This is a genomic window from Acinetobacter sp. B-6, assembly GCF_056930735.1.
On record NZ_JBXPBY010000006.1, the window covers coordinates 157,839 to 177,348 of the forward strand.

General features: G+C 38.9%; 17 protein-coding genes. 16 read left to right on the forward strand and 1 reads right to left on the reverse strand.

Annotation, left to right across the window (positions count from 1 at the left end):
* Positions 1-2: 2 nt before the first annotated feature.
* The 6 genes from tgnB to AC1Z3T_RS09390 all read left to right on the forward strand — a co-directional run bounded on the left by tgnB (position 3) and on the right by AC1Z3T_RS09390 (position 7,454).
* On the forward strand, positions 3-1,040 hold the full coding sequence (tgnB, locus tag AC1Z3T_RS09365) for a flavin-dependent trigonelline monooxygenase oxygenase component (protein WP_009586728.1): 1,038 nt from the start codon (positions 3-5) through the stop codon (positions 1,038-1,040).
* Positions 1,041-1,051: 11 nt separating this feature from the next.
* Positions 1,052-2,521, forward strand: coding sequence for a (Z)-2-((N-methylformamido)methylene)-5-hydroxybutyrolactone dehydrogenase (tgnC, locus tag AC1Z3T_RS09370; protein WP_100885805.1), 1,470 nt, complete (start codon positions 1,052-1,054; stop codon positions 2,519-2,521).
* 350 nt (positions 2,522-2,871) lie between these two features.
* Complete coding sequence (locus tag AC1Z3T_RS09375; RefSeq protein WP_046760557.1) at positions 2,872-4,266, forward strand: purine-cytosine permease family protein; 1,395 nt, start codon at positions 2,872-2,874, stop codon at positions 4,264-4,266.
* Positions 4,267-4,298: 32 nt separating this feature from the next.
* Positions 4,299-5,471 carry a hypothetical protein gene (locus AC1Z3T_RS09380; RefSeq protein ID WP_100885804.1) on the forward strand — a complete coding sequence of 391 codons (1,173 nt, stop codon included), beginning with the start codon at positions 4,299-4,301 and terminating at the stop codon, positions 5,469-5,471.
* Positions 5,472-5,613: 142 nt separating this feature from the next.
* Positions 5,614-7,071: an NAD-dependent succinate-semialdehyde dehydrogenase gene (locus AC1Z3T_RS09385; RefSeq protein ID WP_100885803.1), complete on the forward strand. Its 1,458-nt coding sequence runs from the start codon at positions 5,614-5,616 to the stop codon at positions 7,069-7,071.
* Positions 7,068-7,454, forward strand: coding sequence for a carboxymuconolactone decarboxylase family protein (locus AC1Z3T_RS09390; protein WP_004829624.1), 387 nt, complete (start codon positions 7,068-7,070; stop codon positions 7,452-7,454). Before AC1Z3T_RS09385 ends, AC1Z3T_RS09390 begins: the two co-directional genes overlap by 4 nt.
* 124 nt (positions 7,455-7,578) lie before the next feature.
* On the opposite strand, the gene pdxR is transcribed toward AC1Z3T_RS09390, so the two are convergent.
* Positions 7,579-9,081 carry a MocR-like pyridoxine biosynthesis transcription factor PdxR gene (gene pdxR / locus AC1Z3T_RS09395; RefSeq protein ID WP_171266137.1) on the reverse strand — a complete coding sequence of 501 codons (1,503 nt, stop codon included), beginning with the start codon at positions 9,079-9,081 and terminating at the stop codon, positions 7,579-7,581.
* A 125-nt stretch (positions 9,082-9,206) separates the two neighbouring features.
* On the opposite strand from pdxR, the gene AC1Z3T_RS09400 reads away from it, so the two are divergent.
* The 10 genes from AC1Z3T_RS09400 to AC1Z3T_RS09445 all read left to right on the forward strand — a co-directional run bounded on the left by AC1Z3T_RS09400 (position 9,207) and on the right by AC1Z3T_RS09445 (position 19,311).
* Positions 9,207-9,845 (forward strand): FMN-binding negative transcriptional regulator, encoded by a 639-nt coding sequence (locus AC1Z3T_RS09400; RefSeq protein WP_100885801.1) that lies wholly within the window; start codon positions 9,207-9,209, stop codon positions 9,843-9,845.
* Between the two features lie 34 nt (positions 9,846-9,879).
* Positions 9,880-10,488 carry a GNAT family N-acetyltransferase gene (locus tag AC1Z3T_RS09405; RefSeq protein WP_100885800.1) on the forward strand — a complete coding sequence of 203 codons (609 nt, stop codon included), beginning with the start codon at positions 9,880-9,882 and terminating at the stop codon, positions 10,486-10,488.
* 536 nt (positions 10,489-11,024) lie between these two features.
* Positions 11,025-12,623: a sensor domain-containing diguanylate cyclase gene (locus tag AC1Z3T_RS09410; RefSeq protein ID WP_419320507.1), complete on the forward strand. Its 1,599-nt coding sequence runs from the start codon at positions 11,025-11,027 to the stop codon at positions 12,621-12,623.
* A gap of 119 nt (positions 12,624-12,742) precedes the next feature.
* The gene (locus tag AC1Z3T_RS09415; protein ID WP_419320509.1) at positions 12,743-13,723 is read left to right on the forward strand and encodes an aliphatic sulfonate ABC transporter substrate-binding protein; all 981 of its coding nucleotides are present in this window, start codon (positions 12,743-12,745) and stop codon (positions 13,721-13,723) included.
* A gap of 186 nt (positions 13,724-13,909) precedes the next feature.
* Positions 13,910-14,647 carry a YggS family pyridoxal phosphate-dependent enzyme gene (locus AC1Z3T_RS09420; protein WP_419320511.1) on the forward strand — a complete coding sequence of 246 codons (738 nt, stop codon included), beginning with the start codon at positions 13,910-13,912 and terminating at the stop codon, positions 14,645-14,647.
* Positions 14,648-14,653: 6 nt separating this feature from the next.
* Entirely contained in the window at positions 14,654-14,914 is a 261-nt protein-coding gene (locus tag AC1Z3T_RS09425; protein WP_009586787.1) for a hypothetical protein, read from the forward strand.
* The gene (locus AC1Z3T_RS09430) at positions 14,911-16,092 is read left to right on the forward strand and encodes an aspartate aminotransferase family protein (protein WP_151752041.1); all 1,182 of its coding nucleotides are present in this window, start codon (positions 14,911-14,913) and stop codon (positions 16,090-16,092) included. The genes AC1Z3T_RS09425 and AC1Z3T_RS09430 overlap by 4 nt, the downstream gene beginning before the upstream one ends.
* Before the next feature lie 5 nt (positions 16,093-16,097).
* Complete coding sequence (locus AC1Z3T_RS09435) at positions 16,098-16,796, forward strand: glutamine amidotransferase (RefSeq protein WP_058967577.1); 699 nt, start codon at positions 16,098-16,100, stop codon at positions 16,794-16,796.
* Between the two features lie 20 nt (positions 16,797-16,816).
* Positions 16,817-18,124 (forward strand): aminotransferase class I/II-fold pyridoxal phosphate-dependent enzyme, encoded by a 1,308-nt coding sequence (locus AC1Z3T_RS09440; protein WP_419320514.1) that lies wholly within the window; start codon positions 16,817-16,819, stop codon positions 18,122-18,124.
* 590 nt (positions 18,125-18,714) lie between these two features.
* Positions 18,715-19,311, forward strand: coding sequence for a hypothetical protein (locus AC1Z3T_RS09445; RefSeq protein WP_121774184.1), 597 nt, complete (start codon positions 18,715-18,717; stop codon positions 19,309-19,311).
* Positions 19,312-19,510 lie beyond the last annotated feature (199 nt).

Consider the following 19,510-nt stretch of genomic DNA (forward strand, 5'->3'; position numbering starts at 1 on the left):
CTATGCGTTTTTCATTATTTGTACACATGGAACGTGTTTCTGATCAGCAAACACAAAAACAGCTTTATGATGAAATGGTTGAACTTTGTCAGATTGCAGATCGAGGCGGAATGCATGCGATTTGGACAGGTGAACATCATGCGATGAATTTTACCATTGCGCCTAATCCATTTATCAATTTGGCTGATTTGGCCAACAAAACTCAACATGTGCGCTTAGGTACAGGTACAGTCGTTGCGCCGTTTTGGCATCCAATCAAATTGGCTGGTGAAGCAGCAATGACAGATATTATCAGCAATGGTCGTTTGGATATCGGTATTGCCCGTGGAGCTTATTCTTTCGAATATGAGCGCATGGTACCGGGTATGGATGCATGGAGTGCAGGGCAGCGTTTGCGTGAAATGATTCCTGCCATTAAAAACTTGTGGAAAGGCGATTACGAGCATCAAGGTGAGTTTTGGCAATTCCCGAAAACAACCTCTGCTCCTCAACCTTTACAAGAGCCACATCCACCGATTTGGGTTGCAGCACGTGATCCAAATAGTCATGAATTTGCAGTTCAACATGGCTGTAATGTGCAAGTGACACCATTACATTTGGGTGATGAAGAAGTTGAGAAATTGATGGGCAACTTTAATGCAGCATGTGAGAAATTTGCAGACATTCCACGTCCTGAAATTATGTTACTTCGTCATACCTATGTCGCTGACAGTGAGCAAGATGCTCAACTCGCCGCAGATGAAATCAATACATTCTATAATTATTTTGGTGCATGGTTTAAAAATGAGCGTGAAATTAGCCAAGGGCTGATCGCACCGATGACCAAGGAAGAAATGGCGCAACATCCTTTCTATAGTCCAGAAGCTATGCGTAAAAATAATGTGATTGGTCAAGCGCAAGAAGTGATTGATCGTTTAAAAGCTTATGAGGCAATGGGCTATAACGAATACTCATTCTGGATCGATACAGGAATGAGCTTTGAACGTAAAAAAGCCTCATTGGAGCGTATGATCAACGAAGTGATGCCAGCTTTTGCATAGGAGAGAAGACCATGACTTCTCCATTTCAGTTATATATCAATGGTCAGTTTGAGGATGGTGCTGCACAATTTGACAGTATCAATCCTGCAACAGGACAAGTTTGGGCAAAAATGCCTGAAGCACGTACAGATGAAGTGAATCGTGCGGTTGCAGCTGCTTCACAAGCATTAAAAGATTCAGCTTGGGCTGATTTAACCGCATCTCAGCGGGGTAAGTTGCTGTATAAACTTGCGGATTTAATTGAACGATCAGCACCAGAGTTGGCGCTGTTTGAGACACAAGATACCGGTAAAATTATCCGTGAAACATCGAGCCAGATTGCATATGTAGCCGAGTATTACCGCTATTATGCTGGTGTTGCTGACAAACTTGAAGGTCGATATTTACCGATTGATAAGCCTGATATGCAAGCTTGGACTATTCGAGAGCCTGTAGGTGTTGTTGCAGCAATCGTACCTTGGAACAGTCAGTTATTTTTATCCGCAGTTAAAGTTGGTCCTGCTTTGGCAGCAGGCTGTAGCGTGGTTTTAAAAGCGTCGGAAGAAGGTCCAGCACCTTTGCTGGCTTTTGCACGCTTAGTACATGAAGCTGGTTTCCCTGCGGGTGTGGTAAATGTGATTACAGGTTTTGCGGCTGAATGTGGTGCTGTTTTAACCCGTCATCCTGATGTTGCACATGTGGCATTCACAGGCGGACCTGAAACAGCGCAGCATATTGTCAGAAATTCTGCTGAAAATCTTGCCAAAGTATCTCTTGAGTTAGGGGGGAAATCTCCATTTATTGTGTTCGCAGATGCTGATTTACAAAGTGCTGTAAATGCTCAAGTCGCAGCGATCTTTGCTGCAACTGGACAAAGTTGTGTGGCAGGTTCTCGTTTATTGGTTGAAGAAAGCATCAAAGATGAATTTGTACAACGCTTGGTACAACGTGTGCAAAGCATCAAAATTGGTCTGCCTGAGGATATGGCAACTGAGTTCGGTCCATTGTGTACTTTACGCCAACGGCAAAAAATTGAACAGATTGTCGCAAGTTCAATTCAGCAGGGGGCAAAGCTATTGACAGGTGGGGAGAGTATTGACCGTGCAGGCTATTACTATCCACCCACTATTTTGGATTGTAGTGATGCGACTCAGGCCGATTGTGTAATGAATGAGTTGTTTGGTCCAGTGCTGTCCGTGGTCAGTTTTAAAACAGAGCTTGAGGCAATACACACGGCAAACAATACCGCTTATGGTCTTGCCGCAGGCGTGTTTACTACAAATCTAAGTCGCGCACACCGCATGACAAAAGCGATTCAATCCGGAATTGTTTGGCTCAATACTTATCGTGCAGTGTCACCACTTGCACCTTTTGGTGGTCATGGTTTATCTGGACATGGTCGAGAAGGTGGTTTTGAGGCGGTATTTGACTACACCACCACCAAAACGGTTTGGTTACGTACCTCTGATCAACCGATTGATGATCCCTTTATCATGAGATAAAAGATAGTCATGAGATAAATGATGGTCATGAATCAGAAGATCATATTTTAATTTAAGGAATTTAACTTCAAGGATGAAAATATATGCAGAACACTAAAGTTCTATAAATTTTTACTGTAATTGAAAAGGATAAATATTGTTGAGCTTTGAAAAAAGTCTCACATGGGGTGTCTTTTATCTTTTTTAGGCTGAATTCACGCAAACGACAGCGTATTAGTCAGCCATATCGTCAATATCGTGGTCAGGTCATTTGAATGGGATGCTGACAAAGTAGGTTGTGAAATCTACATTTACGCTCACAAATAAATTCAGATTGAGGAAAATGAATTCCTCGAAGAGAGATTAAGGATATGAGTCAAAATGAAAAAAATGCTTTTGCGATAGAAAGCCATTCGATTGATTATGTAGATCCATCAGAACGCAATGGAAAAGTTCGGGATCTTTTTACTTTATGGTTTTGTACCAATATTGCGCCTTTGGCTGTGATTACAGGTGCAATGTCGATGCTCACTTTTAAGCTAAGCTTAATCAGTGCTTTGGTGGCAATTTGTGCAGGACATTTCTTTGGTGCAGCGATTTTAGCACTAACCTCGGCACAAGGACCGCAAGTGGGTATTCCACAAATGATTCAAAGCCGTGCGCAGTTTGGGCGCTATGGGGCTTTGTTGGTGGTGCTATTTACGACCCTGATTTACCTTGGATTCTTTATTTCCAATATTATTTTATCGGGTAAAACTTTGCACACGGTTGTTCCCGCAATTCCTGTACCTACAGCAACCGTGATCGGAGCAATTGCTGCAACGACCATTGGAATCGTCGGTTATCACCTGATTCATAAGTTCAATAAGATTGGAACTTGGTTTATGGGTGGTTCGTTGTTGATTGGTCTAATCATTATGCTGCCGCATATCAATGCTGAGGTTTTGGCAAAAGGAACTTTCAACCTGAAAGGCTGGTTTGCCATGTTTGGTTTATGTGCGGTTTGGCAAATTAGTTTTTCTCCATATACCTCAGATTATTCAAGATATTTACCTAAAAGTATTGGCATTTATAAACCCTTTATTTACACCTATTTGGGTGCATCTCTCGGTACAATTTTTGCTATGGCTTTTGGAACTGTAGCGGTCAGTATCGGTTCCACGACAGATGCGATGGAAGCTGTTAAATCAGGCACAGGCATATTTGGCTATGTTCTGATGATTCTATTTCTTTGTAATATTATTGGTCACAATGCCATGAATCTATATGGTGCAGTGTTGTCATGCATTACTTCGATTCAAACCTTTGCAGGACAATGGATACCGAGTAAGAATATTCGAATTGTGCTGTCAGTTGTGGTACTGATTCTGGCAACTTTCACTGCATTATGGGCTTCGAGCAACTTTATTAGTTTCTTCCTGAATGTGATTTTTGCCTTGTTGTTTATCTTAGTACCTTGGGTGTCGATCAATCTTTTGGATTTCTATGTGGTCAACAAGAAATCTTATGATATTCAGTCTATTTTTGCCCAAGATGGTGGTATTTACGGCAAGTTTAATGCCAAAGCGCTGATCGCCTATTTTATCGGGATTATGATTCAGATTCCTTTCTTGACCAATGCCTTTTTTACAGGACCATTTGCCAATGTGATCCCTGATGTTGATGTTTCTTGGGTGATTGGATTGGTGGTGAGTTTTATCGTGTATTACCTGTTTAATTTCAGCAAGATTAAATACGCAGACTCAGCTTTGGATATCAAAGTTTAACATTAAAATGTGATGTGAAAGGAATCTTCACGATGAAAAATAATAATTTACAATGGGTTATCGCTTCAATTTTAGTTGCATATATTTCACCAAGTTATGCTGGAATCAGTTTTGGTGAATCCAATAGTGAAACAGGTCAGCTCACTGTATCTGGTTATGTACGGGGCAATTACCAAGTCAAAGATTATGGTGAGAATGCCGATGATCAGAAAATCCGTTTCGATGCAGCGCAACTTAAATTGGATTATGAACGTGGAAATCTGTTTGGACACGCAGAATATCGTTGTTATCAATATGAGCGGTTTTGTGATTTTTCCAGCATGATTGATGCTTATGCAGGTTATCGTTTGAATAAAACAGATCAACTTGTGGTGGGTATGCAAGCCATTCCATTTGGACCCGGACGTTTCTGGGGTAATAGCTTGTATGGTAGTATCAATACTACTGCGGGTTTGGAAGATGTGCATAATGTTGGTGTGAACTATCATGCTGAATTATCGTCAGCGACCAAATTTGATTTTGGTTATTTTGCGATTGATGGTGGTCATTATTCAGGGACCTATACGCCAGATTCAGGTCGTTACACAGCCAATTATGTACGTTCCGATGATGTGACACAAACCAACTTACAAGAGAAAAACATGTGGGTGGGGCGGGTGAGTCAAGATATTCCTTTGGGTATCGATGGTTTAGATACGCAGCTTGGTGCGTCTTACTGGATCTCGCAAATAGACAATAAGAAAACCAACCAGACTGGACGACGTAATGCTTGGTCAGTATTTACCAAAGTAAATTATGGGCAGCTTGGGTTGACTTTGACTGGAGGCAAAAATGATGTCAACAATAAAGATTTAATTCAACCTGACACTTCGCTCATGGGATCTTATGACACTGAATATGCCGTCGCCAACAAAGCCAGTTATTACACGGCTGATCTGGGGTATGCATTTAAAGATGTCGGAAAAATTGGCAATATTACCCCTTATCTCATGCATAGCCGATATAACAAAGATCAGGCTGAAGCAAAGGATTCCATTCGAAATATCTTGGGTGTCTCCATTGATCATAAAAAGCTTTCTTTGCTTGCTGAATATATCATGAGTAAAAATGATCCTTTTATCGGTGGCAATGCAGCATCATTGGCATTGGGGGATGATAACAAGTGGAATAAGTTATTGAATTTGACTTTATTCTATTATTTTTAACGTTGAATCATAACATTCGGGCAACCGAAAATTTTTTTCATCATTTTCTTGGTATGCCATAATACAAGATTAAGTATGTGCTGATACAAACCATAGCGTTATAAGCACATACGGATGTTTGCATCTAAACAGGATGATCCATATGCAACTCAAAGACATGTCTCTCTTTCACCAACAAGCCTTCATCGCTGGGCAATGGTGTGATGCTGACAACCTTCAAAGAACAGATATTTATAATCCTGCAACTCAAGCACTTATTGGGACAGTACCCAATATGGGGAAAACCGAAGCAGAACGAGCAATTCAAGCTGCTGCAAATGCTTGGTCAGCTTGGAAAAATAAAACAGCAAAAGATCGTTCAATCATTTTAAAACGTTGGTTTGAATTGATGGTTGAGCAGGCAGATGAACTTGCTTTTATTCTCACCAGTGAACAGGGCAAACCATTGGCAGAGGCGAGAGGAGAGATTTTGTATGCTGCCAGTTTTGTAGAGTGGTTTGCTGAAGAAGCAAAGCGTGTATATGGGGATATCGTCCCAAGCCCATATCCAGATGCACGTATTGTGGTACAAAAACAAGCGATCGGAGTCGTTGCAGCGATTACACCGTGGAATTTCCCAGCAGCGATGATTACACGAAAAGTAGCGCCTGCATTGGCGGCAGGTTGCCCTTGTATTGTTAAACCTGCACCTGAAACACCATTTACAGCTTTAGCGTTGGTTGATTTAGCTGTGCAAGCTGGGATTCCTGCCGAAATTTTCAGTGTGATTACAGGGGATGCAGTCACGATTGGAGATGCTATTTTTGAAAGTGATGTGGTGCGAAAGTTTACATTTACAGGATCTACACCTGTGGGAAAAATGCTTTATCAACGTTCTGCACAAACCTTAAAAAAAGTCTCTTTGGAATTGGGTGGTAATGCACCATTTATTGTTTTTGATGACGCAGATTTGGATGACGCCATTGAAGGCGCATTGATTGCAAAATATCGAAATGCAGGGCAGACCTGTGTTTGTGTAAATCGTTTTTTGGTTCAAGCAGGCATTTACGATAAATTCATCAACGCATTAAGTGAAAAAGTCAGTGCTTTTAAAATTGGCAATGGTTTGGATGTTGGTAGTGAAATTGGTCCACTGATTAATCTGAATGCTGTGAAGAAAGTTGAAGCCCATGTACAAGATGCCTTATCCAAAGCTGCTCGTTTGGTGACAGGGGGGCAACGTCACAGCGCAGGAGAGTTATTTTATCAGCCAACCATTATTGCAGATGTGACCGCAGACATGGATGTGGCAACTCAGGAAACTTTTGGTCCGCTTGCCGCTGTATTTAAGTTTGAAACCGAGCAACAGGCGTTAGAGATGGCCAATGCAACAGAGTTTGGTTTAGCAGCCTACTGTTATACCAAAGACCTCGGACGTGCTTGGCGTATGAGTGAACAATTGGAATACGGCATGGTAGGTATCAATAAAGGATTGATTTCTAATGAGGTTGCACCATTTGGCGGAATCAAACAATCAGGTTTAGGGCGTGAAGGTTCAAAGTATGGCATTGAAGATTACCTTGAAATTAAATACACCTTATTTGGAGGATTAAACAGATGAGTAATGAAAAATTTGAAAAAGGTCTTGTGATTCGTAAACAAGTACTGGGTGAAGATTATGTCAATCAATCGATCAACAATGCGGATGATTTTAATTTACCCTTACAGGAGTTGGTCACTGAGTATTGTTGGGGCGCAGTGTGGGGACGTGAAGAACTGAGCAAACCTGAGCGTAGTCTGATTAATCTTGCCATGATTTCTGCATTAAATCGTCCACATGAGCTAAAATTACATGTTAAAGGCGCATTACGAAATGGTGTACCAAAAGACAAAATTCGTGAGGTGCTGTTACAAGTTGCAATTTACTGTGGTGTACCTGCTGCGGTAGACAGTTTTCGTATAGCCAAAGAAGCTATTCAGGAATATCAAGAAGAACAGCACTAAACTGTAAAGAATTGACTCTCTGCAGTTGGGTTTAGATCTAAACTGGTCTGTATAGATCGATATGCGCAGATTCATATTGATCAACAGAAATTCGATTTTGCGATACATGTTTTTAACTGATTGACTAGATGGATGCTGATTTAACATTAGCTTGTTGAATAAGATCAGCTAAAATTATGACCGCACTTTCCATTTGCTTGAGATTAAAATCACCTAAGCCAAGAATTAAACCTGAACGTTTTCGTTGTGCTGAAAAAGTTGGAGAAATAGCTTTCACTGCAATTTTCATGTCTACGGCTGCTTGGGCAATGGCAAGGTCATTGATATGTTCTGCGAGCCAAAGCACCATATGCATGCCTTGATCTCCAGACTCTAAATAACCGAGATGTTCAGGGATATGTCTTGCAATTATCGTCATCAAATGTTGACGATTTTCGGCATAAACTTGGCGAATTTTACGGATATGTCGTTCTAAATACCCTTGCTCAATAAACTTGGCGAGCACATGTTGATCTGCTGAAGCAGGGTGACGGTCGATCAACACTCTTAAACCACAGAAAGGTGCAACTAAGGCTTGCGGTAAAATCGCATAACCCAGTCGAAGTGAAGGGAAAAGCACTTTACTAAAAGTACCCAAATAGATGACACGTTCAGGTGCTAAACCTTGTAAGGCTGGAAAAGGTTGCCCGTGATAACGTAGTTCGCTGTCATAATCATCTTCAATAATCCATGCTTGTTGTTGTGATGCCCATGCCAATAAGGCATGACGACGAGATAAACTCATCGGCATACCCATCGGGTATTGATGAGAAGGGGTAACGAAAGCTGCTCGTGCATGAGGAGCAAGGTTGATGGCTGTATTGATTTGCAATCCTTCCTCATCAACAGGAACACGAACAATTTGGATGTTTTGTACAGTGTTTTCTAAAATGGCTGATGTTCCACGATAAGCAGGATCTTCGAGCCATACCTGATCCTTCGGTTCAAATAAAATTTGACTGCAAATATATAAAGCTTGTTGTATGCCATTGGTAATCACAATCTGTTCAGGTTGGCAATGAACTGAACGAGAACGACGAACATACTCTGCAATTGCAACTCGCAATGACCATACGCCCTGAGGATCATCATAGCCTGAGGGTAAGCCTTCTCCTTGAGCGCGATAGCGATTGCCAAATTTGCGCCAGACATCATTGGGTTGAGTACGTCCGGTAGGAACAGATATCGCAAAGGGTAAATGGGGCAAAGGTTTAAATTCTTTTAATATCTCGGCATAGGCTTGTGCGGCTGCTGTCAGATTTGATTTAAATGTATTGGTAACAATGTCTTTTTGATGTTGTTGATGTGGCGTGTTGATTAAAGACTGTGCAACAAAGGTTCCCTTACGTGGATGTGCCTCTAAAACACCTTCGGCCAGTAATTGATCATATGCTTCAATTATCGTTCCACGGGAAACACTTAAGCTGAGCGCCAATTCACGTGACGAGGGCAAAGGATCACCTGCCTTTAAATCTCCTTGTTGTACAGCTTCTCTGAGGATCTGTATCAGTTGCGCAGTCACTTTGCCTTGCTGTTTGTTGAGCTTCGAAATTGAAGGAAGCTCAACCACTTTTGCCATTCTCGCCATAATTCTGGACTACTTAAATAAATACAAACTGGTACTTTTGAATAATCCAATTAAATCAGAAAATTTACAACAGAAAGTTTATGTTTAATGACTGTTTTAATGATTGAGAGTGAGAGGAGTCGACTATGTATATCCCTAAAGATTTTGAAATCACTGAAGTGAAAGAGATGCATCAACTGATGTGTGAATATCCACTGGGAATACTGTTGAGTCATAGCACACAGGGTCTAGATGCTAACCATTTACCTTTTGAACTACAGTTAGAACAGTCAGAGTTGGGTACACTCCATGCCCATGTGTCAAGACAGAATCCTATCTGGCAGCAGCTTCATGACGGTGATGAGGTGTTGGTGGTATTCCGTGCTGGAGATGCCTATATTTCACCTCAATGGTATCCAAGTAAACATGAACACCATCGACAGGTGCCAACATGGAACTACAGGGTTGTACATGCGCATGGCAAAATCCGTATTCATGATGACGAGCGTTATGTACGAGGTGTAGTTGCACGTTTAACTCGGACACATGAAGCAACTCAACCTACGCCGTGGAAAATGTCTGATGCTCCCAAAGATTATTTAGAACCGATGCTTCAGGAAATTGTTGGTATCGAAATTGAAATTACACGGCTTCAAGGAAAATCAAAACTCGGTCAGAACAAAGATTATCGAGATATTGTTGGCGTTGCCAATGCATTATCTCAGACAGAGCATGGTGTAATTGCTGATGCAATGTATCAGGTTGCAGCAGAGAAAAATAAATAAATACTCATCTCTATGTGGGTAGAAGGAGAATTAAATGACTTGGCTAACGTCTCAGGTTTTAGAAAATGATCATGTCATTTTAAAACCGCTTGAAATACAACACATGGAAGCGCTGATAGAAGCTGTATGTGACGGAGAACTATGGAACTTATGGTTTACACATATCCCAACGCCTGAGCAAATGGGGGCTGAGATTCAGCGACGATTGAACTTACAGACTCAAGGCAAGATGTTGCCTTATACCGTCATTGAAAAACAAACAGCTCAAGTTTTAGGTATGACCAGTTTTATGAATATCGAAGCGGTCCATCGCCGTGTCGAAATTGGTTCAACTTGGTATCGACAATCTGTGCAACGAACACATATCAATACAGCATGTAAGCAGTTACTGCTAAGTTATGCTTTTGATCACTTGAATTGTATTGCAGTTGAGTTTCGCACATCCTCATTTAACTTCAAAAGCCGAGCCGCGATTGAACGTTTAGGTGCAAAACTCGATGGCATATTGCGTAGCCATCAAATTGTGAAAGATGATATTTTGCGTGATACATATGTGTATAGTATTTTAAAAAGTGAATGGGCTGCGGTACGACAACATTTAAATTTTTTGCTTGGCAAGTCGAATAATTCCAAAAGTATCTAAGCAGTTTAAATCACCATGAAAATCAACTTGATTGCCAAGGATACTCTATATTCATGGCAGTCACTTGTTGATTGCTTTTGATTGATAAACATTCGTGTCGGTCAAAGCACTGGTTGATTAAATATTTTTTATTCGATAAACATAGTAATGTTATGACTCTTGAACAGACATCAATTCAAGACAATTAGGCAAATTGCTGTCGTTGTAAAATCTATTAATTTAGTTGATATAAAGAATATGCGAAGTAGAGCTTAATATATGATTAAAGTCATGTTAATAAGAATAATATATTTTTACATTAAATCTAGAAGGTAAAAAATACATCCCCTGAGTATATTGTTCAATTAGAGAGTAAAATGAATTTCTTATTTATATTACAGAGGGTTATAATTATTTTTAAGTATTATTATATGAAGTGATGGTTATAATTTGTTGATAATATTATGCGCATCTTATTTTAAGGGGATTGGAAATAAGTTTAATAATAATAAAAATATTGTAGTAATAATGATTAAAAGAGCATAAAATTCAAGCAAATGCTGTTTGCAATTGACTCAATGAAACTAAAAAAATTCATATTTTGTTTAAAATTAAACCTAAGGAAACTTATTCTATTTTTGGCTGTTTTCAGTATTGTTATCCTCTTTATTGCATCTTTATTCGTAAACTACTCTATTCAAAAAAAAGAATTATTAGATACGTCTTTGTCTGTGAATATGGAGTATGCAACGAAGATTGCGCAAAAAACAGATTCACAAATTCAGACGGTATTAAAACAACTTGATTACAGTGCCATGTTATTGGGGCAATCATTTGATGACGAAAAATTTAAACAATCAGAAGTAGACCGCCTCAAATTTCAGTCTAACTTTTTTGATAGTGTGATTATTTCTGATAAACATGGTCGAATCCTCAATTTTTCACCATCGAAAATTGCATTGAATAAAAATGTAATCAATAGAACATTGGGCTTTACTGAATCTTTAGATACCCAAAAGACCGTGATTACAAGTCCGTATTACTCAGTCAAAAAGAATTTGATTGTGTTTATTTCACAACCAATTTTTGATCAGCATAAGAATTATCTAGGTTTTGTAGGTGGTGCGATTTATTTAAAAGAAAGAAATATTATCAATGAGTTATTGACCATTAGTTTTAATTATAAAGACAGCTATATGTATGTGCTCGATAGCCAGCATAAAATCATTTTTCATCCTGATGTTCATCGAATAGGAACATATGCAACAGACAATACAGGTCTGGATTATATGGAGAAACATCCGATAGGGAAAATAAGATTGATCAATAGTAAAGGGGTTGATAATTTAGCGGGTTTTGCAAAAGTGAAACACACCGATTGGATTATTGTTTCACAACAACCCACGCATAAACTATTAGAAAAAGTACCCAACCTTATCTATAAAATCATTGCATATATGCTTGTTTTTTATATTCTAATTTTTTTAATTATTTGGAAAATTTCCTATTATATTTCTGCGCCATTAAACCGCTTGGCAACGATGGCGAGCCATTTAAACAATCCAGAAACAGCCAATCAAATTAAAGATGTTGATGCGCTCTATTATGAAGTCAGGAATTTTAAACGATCCTTGTTGCAAAGTTCTTCAAATTTTAGCAAACGAATTTCCACACTCAACCATTATGTAAATACTGATCCTTTGACAGGTCTGTATAACCGTCGTGGGATGGAGCTGCATATTGAACGCTTGATGAAATCCAATATTCCTTTTGCCATTATTGCTGTAGATATTGATTACTTTAAAAAAATCAATGATCAATATGGGCATGAAAAGGGGGATATGGTGTTAAAGCGTACGGCACAGCATATCAAGGACTGTGTACGAAATATTGATATTTGTTGTCGAATTGGTGGCGAGGAATTTGTCATATTAAGTCCGATAGATAGCCAAAATTTAAGTATCAATATTGCTGAAAGAATTCGCCAACTGTTGGAAAAAAGTCCAATTGATGATATTCCCGCAGTGACTGTGTCGGTTGGTATTGCACACTGGCCTGAAATATCTACAGATATTCATAAGGTATTTAAAGCTGCTGACGAATATTTATACTTAGCCAAAGCAGAAGGGCGTAATTGTATTCGCTATAAAAAATAGAACATTGAAGCGTTAAAAACCTTTGTGAATATTATGTGATAAATATATAAAGATTATATATTTATCAATATTTTATTGTCTGTATACACTCGATGAAATATTAGATGATTTGAGTGAATATGAATAAGTTATTAGCGTATGGATTGATTACCATTTTTAGTACAGGGTTACTGCTTTCAGGTTGTTCAAAACAGACACAGGATGATAAAAAATCCATTGATAGCAATCAGATCAGTACACTCAATATAGGCTATCAAAAAGCAGCATTAAAATTGATCGTGGCGAAGCAGAATCAATTGTTTGAAAAACAATTCCCTCATGTAAAAATTGAGTGGAAAGAGTTTCCTGCGGGTCCTCAGACCTTAGAGGCTTTATCTGTCAATTCAATTGATTTCGGTTATACCGGTGATGCACCGATTGTATTTGCATTATCCGCGGGGAAACAATTGAATTATTTAGGTTATGAGCAATCATCTCGTCAAGCTCATGCAATTTTATTGCCGAATCAGAGTTCGATTAAAAGTCTTGCGGATTTGAAAGGAAAACGAATTGCATTAACCCGAGGCTCAAGTGCGCATAACTTTTTGGCTGAAACTTTAAAGCAAGCTCATCTATCATGGGCAGATATCCAACCTGTTTGGCTGACGCCATCCGATGCACGTGCTGCTTTGGATAAAAAGGCAATTGATGCTTGGGCTGTTTGGGACCCCTATATTAGCGCTGCCGAAATTGATGGAAATGCAAAGATTTTATTCGAGTCTACAGATTTGCCAACGACCTATAGCTACTATTTGGCGCAGCCTAATTTTGTCAAAAACCATCCAAAGGATGCAGAAAAAGTATTGGCTGTATTAAATCAAAGTGATCAGTGGATTAATGCTCATCCATCAGAAGCAGCTGAGATTTTGGCGAAGAGCACGGGTTTAGATGTCAAAGTGACGCAAAAAGTCATTGCTAAAAAACCAAAACCAAATCCTGTTGCGATTTTAAGTTTAGAGGCTATTCAATCTCAACAAAAGATTGCAGACCTCTTCTATAGTCAAAAGTTGATTCCTAATCAAATTGAAGCTGCACAATTTGTTTGGAAACCTGCTCAATAACATGAGCATTGGGTATGTAAAAAATGGCAATAACTTTAATTCTTAGCGCGTGATTTAGTCACGGTGATGAATGGGTTTTATTGAGTAAGCGCAAGCTAATTTGTCGAGCAAGACGATAAAAAGCTTGCGCAATTTTTTAAACCATATTATTGTCATAGGACAAAATTAATTTGTCATGGGTTTTTTATGGAGCACTTTGTTACGCCGAGCAATTTAATTGGGTTGCAGCAAAACTTTAGTGAGGTTCAGCAACAGATTACAGCGATATGCCAAAAAATAGGACGTAATCCCGCAGAGATTCGCTTATTGCCTGTGACCAAAACTTTAGCGATTGAAAAAATTGAACAGGCATATCAATTAGGCTTTTGTAGTTTTGGTGAAAATAAAGTGTTAGAGGCGAAAGCCAAATATGAAGCGCTACAACATTTACCAATTCATTGGATTTTAATTGGGCATTTACAAAGCAATAAAGTGAAGTATGTTGCCAAATTTATTGATGAGTTTCATGCCTTAGACAGTTTAAAACTTGCAGAAAAACTAAATCATCGCTTATTACTCGAACAACGCAAAATTCCTGTTTTTATTCAGGTAAATACCTCTAATGAACACAGTAAATTTGGTGTTGAACCTGAACAAGCCTTAGCTTTAATTGAGCAGTGTCAGCAGTTTACGCAGTTCAAAATAATTGGATTAATGACGCTGGCTATTCACAGTCAAGATGCTGTTGAGGTGAGGCGATGTTTTCAGACTTTACGTGTACTAAGAGATCAAATTCAAAAAATTTATCCTGATGTCCAGCGTTTATCTATGGGGATGTCTGGAGATTTTGAAATTGCCATCGAAGAAGGTGCAACGGATATTCGCATTGGGCAGGCTATTTTTGGTGCAAGAGCACTGCCTGATCATTATTACTGGGCGGAGTAAGCCAAGATGAGTCAACATTATCAATTAACCATCTATCAACAGGGCAAATTATTGGGACATTTTCAAAGCCGTTCTATGCACGCTTTAATGAAAATTAATACTTTGTTGAGTTATTTACAGCATACAACCGAATTAAGCTATGAGTTACATCAAGTGATTGAAGATTCGCGTTTTCTTATGCAAAAAGAGGGGACGATGCAGCTCTTGGGAAGTGAATATATCTATCAGCCCTGTTCGATGAATATTTTGTCGCAGGAGATGACATGAGTTATTTAATGCCCGTTTATCAACCTTTAGCCATTGAATTTCAACGTGGTCAAGGGTGCTATCTATGGGATCACCAAGATAAGCGTTATTTGGATGCTATTTCAGGTGTCGGTGTCACCTTACTTGGGCATGCTCATCCTGATATTCATACGGAAATCGTGGCACAATCCCAAACATTCTTACATCTTTCCAATTTATTTAAACATACTTGGAATGAACGTCTTGCTGAAAAACTGGCACAGATTACGGGTTTAACCCAGACTTTTTTTTGTAATTCAGGCACAGAAGCCAATGAAACGGCAATTAAATTAGCCCGTTTATATGGTCATCAGCGAGGCATTCAATGTCCCAAAATAATTGTCATGCAACAGGCATTTCACGGACGCACATTAGGGGCGTTATCTGCAACGGCAAAAGCTGATTATCGACAGGCTTTTGGTCCCTTATTAACTGGTTTTGAGTTTGTTGCATTTCATGATTTGGCTGCGATCGAAGCTTATCAAAATGATCCCGATGTTGTGGCAGTATTACTTGAGCCAATTCAGGGCGAAGCTGGGGTGAATATTGCTTCAGCATTTTATCTCAAGCAACTCAGAGCACTATGTGATCAACAGGATTGGTTGTTGATGTTGGATGAAATCCAATGTGGACTGGGGCGTACAGGAACATGGTTCTATTATCAACAAGCTGAAATTTGTCCTGATGTACTCACCATTGCCAAAGGCTTGGGCAATGGTTTGCCGATTGGTGCCTGTTTAACCCACCCTAAGTTGGGGCAACTATTACAGTCAGGCTTACATGGTTCTACCTTTGGTGGAAATCCTCTAGCCTGTCGTGTGGCGTATCGAGTGTTGCATCTACTGGAAACACAGTATTTATCCTCAATTCATGCAAAAGGTTATCACTTACTCGATTTACTACAGTCCAAATTAACAGGTTTAAACAATGTGCAATCGGTTCGTGGTGTGGGATTGATGATTGCAATTGAACTGATCCATCCGATTGAAAACCTGACAAAAATTGCCAGTGAAGAATTTGATATCTTAGTGAATGTCACCCAAGGAAAAATTATTCGCTTATTGCCACCTTATATTATCAATAGCACACAAATTGAATATTTAGCTCAACAAATATATGGCTTGCTTAAAGTCATTCATCCCATTGAAAAAGTAGCGTGACCAAGATGAAAATGATCTATGCGATTCAAACTTTGGCATTTGAAGATTTAGGCAGTTTTGCACAGACGCTGAATGACTTAAATTATCAAATTCAGTATTTACAGTTAGGTGTCGATGCCGTGGATGAGGCTCTTGCTTCAAAACATCCTGTTATTTTATTGGGTGGACCGATCGGCGTATATGAAACGGCTAATTATCCTTATTTATCGGATTTAATTCATGCACTACGTACCCGTCTCGCTCATCACTATCCAACACTGGGTATTTGTTTAGGTGCTCAGTTAATAGCAACGGCTTTAGGTGCAAAGGTGTATCAGGGGCATATCAAAGAAATAGGTTGGAGTCGATTAACCATTACCAGTCAAGGCTTTGCCTCAGCTTTAAAGCATTTGGAAAATGTTCAGGTTTTACACTGGCATGGTGACACCTTTGATTTACCTGAATCCGCTAAACGCTTAGCAGGTTCAATTTACTATCCCAACCAAGCCTTTGCTGTGGGTCTCAATATTCTGGCATTGCAATTTCATGTTGAAGTTGATCCAAAAACATTAGAGCGTTGGTTGATTGGACATGCGACTGAACTCAATCAGGCGAAGATTGATATTTTAAAGTTACGTCAAGAAAATGTACTATATGGGCAATCCTTACAGGACAAAGCCAAGCTGTTATTACGTGATTGGCTTAATCACCTCATTCCTGTATAAAACTCGATATAGATTTTTTTATGAAAATTAAAGGCAACAGCGCTCAGGATATTCAAGATAATATTCGTACACTGATCAATGAAGGGCAGTTAAATGAAGGCGACTTCTTGCCCAGTGTCCGTGAGTTAGCAGAACAACTTGGGCTGAACCGAAATACGGTGGCTGCTGCCTATAAAAGTTTAGTGTCGATGGGCATTGTGGTGTCTAAAGGACGTTTAGGCACACAAGTCAAATCAAAACAATCTTGTCGAATATCAGAAGGCTTTCAAGCATTAAATGAGGGCACAGTCGATTTGGCTCATGGTAATCCCCACCGAGAATGGTTACCAACTCTAAGTCAAATCAATTTTGGTCATCTGAACAGCAGTTTATATGGTGAAAACATCTATCATGCTGAATTATTAAATATTGCCCAACAACAGGTTTTTGCAGATCTTCCTCAACCATTTTCAATTGAATTTACCTACGGTGCAGTCGATGCGATTGAGCGAATACTCGCTGCCTACCTCGTTCCTTCCGATTTAGTGGCTGTCGAGCAACCAGGATTTATCACCAGTATCTCTGCAATTGAACATCAGCAATTTAAAATGCAACCTTTTACAGTCAGGAGCGATGGTTTTGTTCTTGATACAATTGAACAAGCCTTATATGCAGGTGCACAAGCATTGATTATTACGCCACGTGCGCAAAATCCAACAGGCTATAGTTTAGATCGCACTCAGGCTGAGAAAATTTCAAAACTATTGGAAAACTATCCACATGTATTGGTGATTGTTGATGACCATTTTTCAGTGCTTTCTCAAACCTGTTACCAACATATCATTCCCACCACAACGAAACATTGGGCTGTAGTACGTTCAGTATCCAAATACTTATCGCCAGATTTTCGTTTTGCATTTGTTGGTTGTGATGCTGAAACTTCAGATAGATTGCGACGAAAATTGAATGCAGGCTCAACATGGGTCAGTCATATCATCCAAGAAATGGTGTTCCAGTTGTTCAGTGCTGAAAAATTTTCAGTCAACTTAAATCAGGCAAAATCTTATTACCAACAACAGAATAAAAAAATTGTGCAGTATTTACAACAGTTTAATATCCCTTGTGCGATGCATTATGATGGTCTAAATATCTGGCTTGAATTGCCACATGCAGACAAAATCAGCAAGATTTTATCGCAACGAGGTTGGTTGGTACGTTCAGGACGAGATTTTAGCGTCAATCAAGAAGTTGAAGGCATAAGAATCAGTACGGCTGATATGACAGAACAACAGATGAAAGACTTTTGCCAACAATTTGAACAGATTTATCAAGTTATTATTAATCTATAAATCAATTGTTTATTTAAAAAATAATGGATTTAACTTAGGGGCTGTGGACATTTCATAAATGGCTTGCGTTGTAGGTTAAAATTGAGCAGGCAAGGCATGAAATGAAGAGAATAGCGAGACTATTTTTAAGTTTCATAACGTAGCCTGAGATAATTTTAGCCACAACCCTTCGGGACTAGCGTGTTTTTTGTCGCTTCGTCGTTACGAACTAATCATTTAGAATGACTAAATTTCGTATTTTGTGCCTAGAATCGCCTAAAAAACACACCTAGTCGCAAACATAGACGAATTGTCCACAGACCCTATACTTATTTTAAGAGTTTTGCGGGTAATTTTGACGGGTACTCAATTTAAATTTTAGGATATGGCGGGTACTTGTTTCGCGATTGAGCAGTTCTGTTTGAGATCATTTCAATATTAACGCGAACGGAAGATTTTCAAGATATTGGATGATTTCTACTAAACTGTCTCATAAAATAGCAAATTGTTAAAAAAAATTAAAATAATAATTCATTTTTTAGATAATATATCTTGAAATTATAAAGGTAAACTTATAAAACAGTATAGTCGTATTAAAAAAGGCTGCTGTGATGACTTCTCGATATAAACCTAAACTTCACCCCATTAAAGTCATTAAAGATTGGCAAGGTGAGGATTGGGATGTCTATGAAGAGTATAAGACAGAGATCGGTCAAATCATTTACAAAGGTCGGGCGTATAGTACGACCCGTGGCAGTTATGCCTGCATCCTAACACCAGAACTGGCAGATTTTATACGGCAAAACTCCCGTCAAACTGTGATGAAGCAATTGAATTTTTCAGGCATCAAAGTTTCTCGACTTCGAAAAGAATTGAATATTCAACGGGAAAAAGTGGTATTAAATCATCAATGGGCAATCGAACATAAAGATGAGTTATTGGGGGATGGTTTTGAAGATTTGTATCAACAATATGGTTTAAACAAAGATCAAGTCAGTAGTTATGCTCGCTATTTAAGATGTTATGCAAAAGTCAAAAAACCTCATCCACAACGTATCGAAAATAAGCGTTGGCTTTTGGCAAATCAAGCAATCATTACCAGCTCAACAATGACCATGCAACAGATTGCCGAACAATTGCAAACCACCAAAGAAAAAATTGTGATCGCAAGAAAGCAGTTAAAAAGGCTTGCAGCACTTGAGCGTTAGTTTGTGATCATTCGTGCTCGATTACGACTGGGTAAAATATCTGGAAATAGGCAAATAGATGGTGATATCCATAGTTATTCACTCAAGTTGAATATGTATTTGAACAAAATCATGCAAAATATTTTGTAAAAATAGAACAGTTTCAATTCCCCCAAAGGATGATTAATCGTGCTGGCTAATTATTCCAATGTATATCTTG

What these genes read in the sequence shown, in the direction of transcription:
- AC1Z3T_RS09375 (WP_046760557.1), top strand. Translation starts at nt 2,872, where the DNA reads ATGAGTCAAAATGAAAAAAATGCTTTTGCGATAGAAAGCCATTCGATT.
- AC1Z3T_RS09405 (WP_100885800.1), top strand. Translation starts at nt 9,880, where the DNA reads ATGACTTGGCTAACGTCTCAGGTTTTAGAAAATGATCATGTCATTTTA.
- AC1Z3T_RS09435 (WP_058967577.1), top strand. Translation starts at nt 16,098, where the DNA reads ATGAAAATGATCTATGCGATTCAAACTTTGGCATTTGAAGATTTAGGC.
- pdxR (WP_171266137.1), bottom strand. Translation starts at nt 9,081, where the DNA reads ATGGCGAGAATGGCAAAAGTGGTTGAGCTTCCTTCAATTTCGAAGCTC.
- AC1Z3T_RS09445 (WP_121774184.1), top strand. Translation starts at nt 18,715, where the DNA reads ATGACTTCTCGATATAAACCTAAACTTCACCCCATTAAAGTCATTAAA.
- AC1Z3T_RS09380 (WP_100885804.1), top strand. Translation starts at nt 4,299, where the DNA reads ATGAAAAATAATAATTTACAATGGGTTATCGCTTCAATTTTAGTTGCA.
- AC1Z3T_RS09385 (WP_100885803.1), top strand. Translation starts at nt 5,614, where the DNA reads ATGCAACTCAAAGACATGTCTCTCTTTCACCAACAAGCCTTCATCGCT.
- AC1Z3T_RS09390 (WP_004829624.1), top strand. Translation starts at nt 7,068, where the DNA reads ATGAGTAATGAAAAATTTGAAAAAGGTCTTGTGATTCGTAAACAAGTA.
- AC1Z3T_RS09425 (WP_009586787.1), top strand. Translation starts at nt 14,654, where the DNA reads ATGAGTCAACATTATCAATTAACCATCTATCAACAGGGCAAATTATTG.
- AC1Z3T_RS09420 (WP_419320511.1), top strand. Translation starts at nt 13,910, where the DNA reads ATGGAGCACTTTGTTACGCCGAGCAATTTAATTGGGTTGCAGCAAAAC.
- AC1Z3T_RS09430 (WP_151752041.1), top strand. Translation starts at nt 14,911, where the DNA reads ATGAGTTATTTAATGCCCGTTTATCAACCTTTAGCCATTGAATTTCAA.
- AC1Z3T_RS09400 (WP_100885801.1), top strand. Translation starts at nt 9,207, where the DNA reads ATGTATATCCCTAAAGATTTTGAAATCACTGAAGTGAAAGAGATGCAT.
- AC1Z3T_RS09410 (WP_419320507.1), top strand. Translation starts at nt 11,025, where the DNA reads ATGCTGTTTGCAATTGACTCAATGAAACTAAAAAAATTCATATTTTGT.
- tgnC (WP_100885805.1), top strand. Translation starts at nt 1,052, where the DNA reads ATGACTTCTCCATTTCAGTTATATATCAATGGTCAGTTTGAGGATGGT.
- AC1Z3T_RS09415 (WP_419320509.1), top strand. Translation starts at nt 12,743, where the DNA reads ATGAATAAGTTATTAGCGTATGGATTGATTACCATTTTTAGTACAGGG.
- tgnB (WP_009586728.1), top strand. Translation starts at nt 3, where the DNA reads ATGCGTTTTTCATTATTTGTACACATGGAACGTGTTTCTGATCAGCAA.
- AC1Z3T_RS09440 (WP_419320514.1), top strand. Translation starts at nt 16,817, where the DNA reads ATGAAAATTAAAGGCAACAGCGCTCAGGATATTCAAGATAATATTCGT.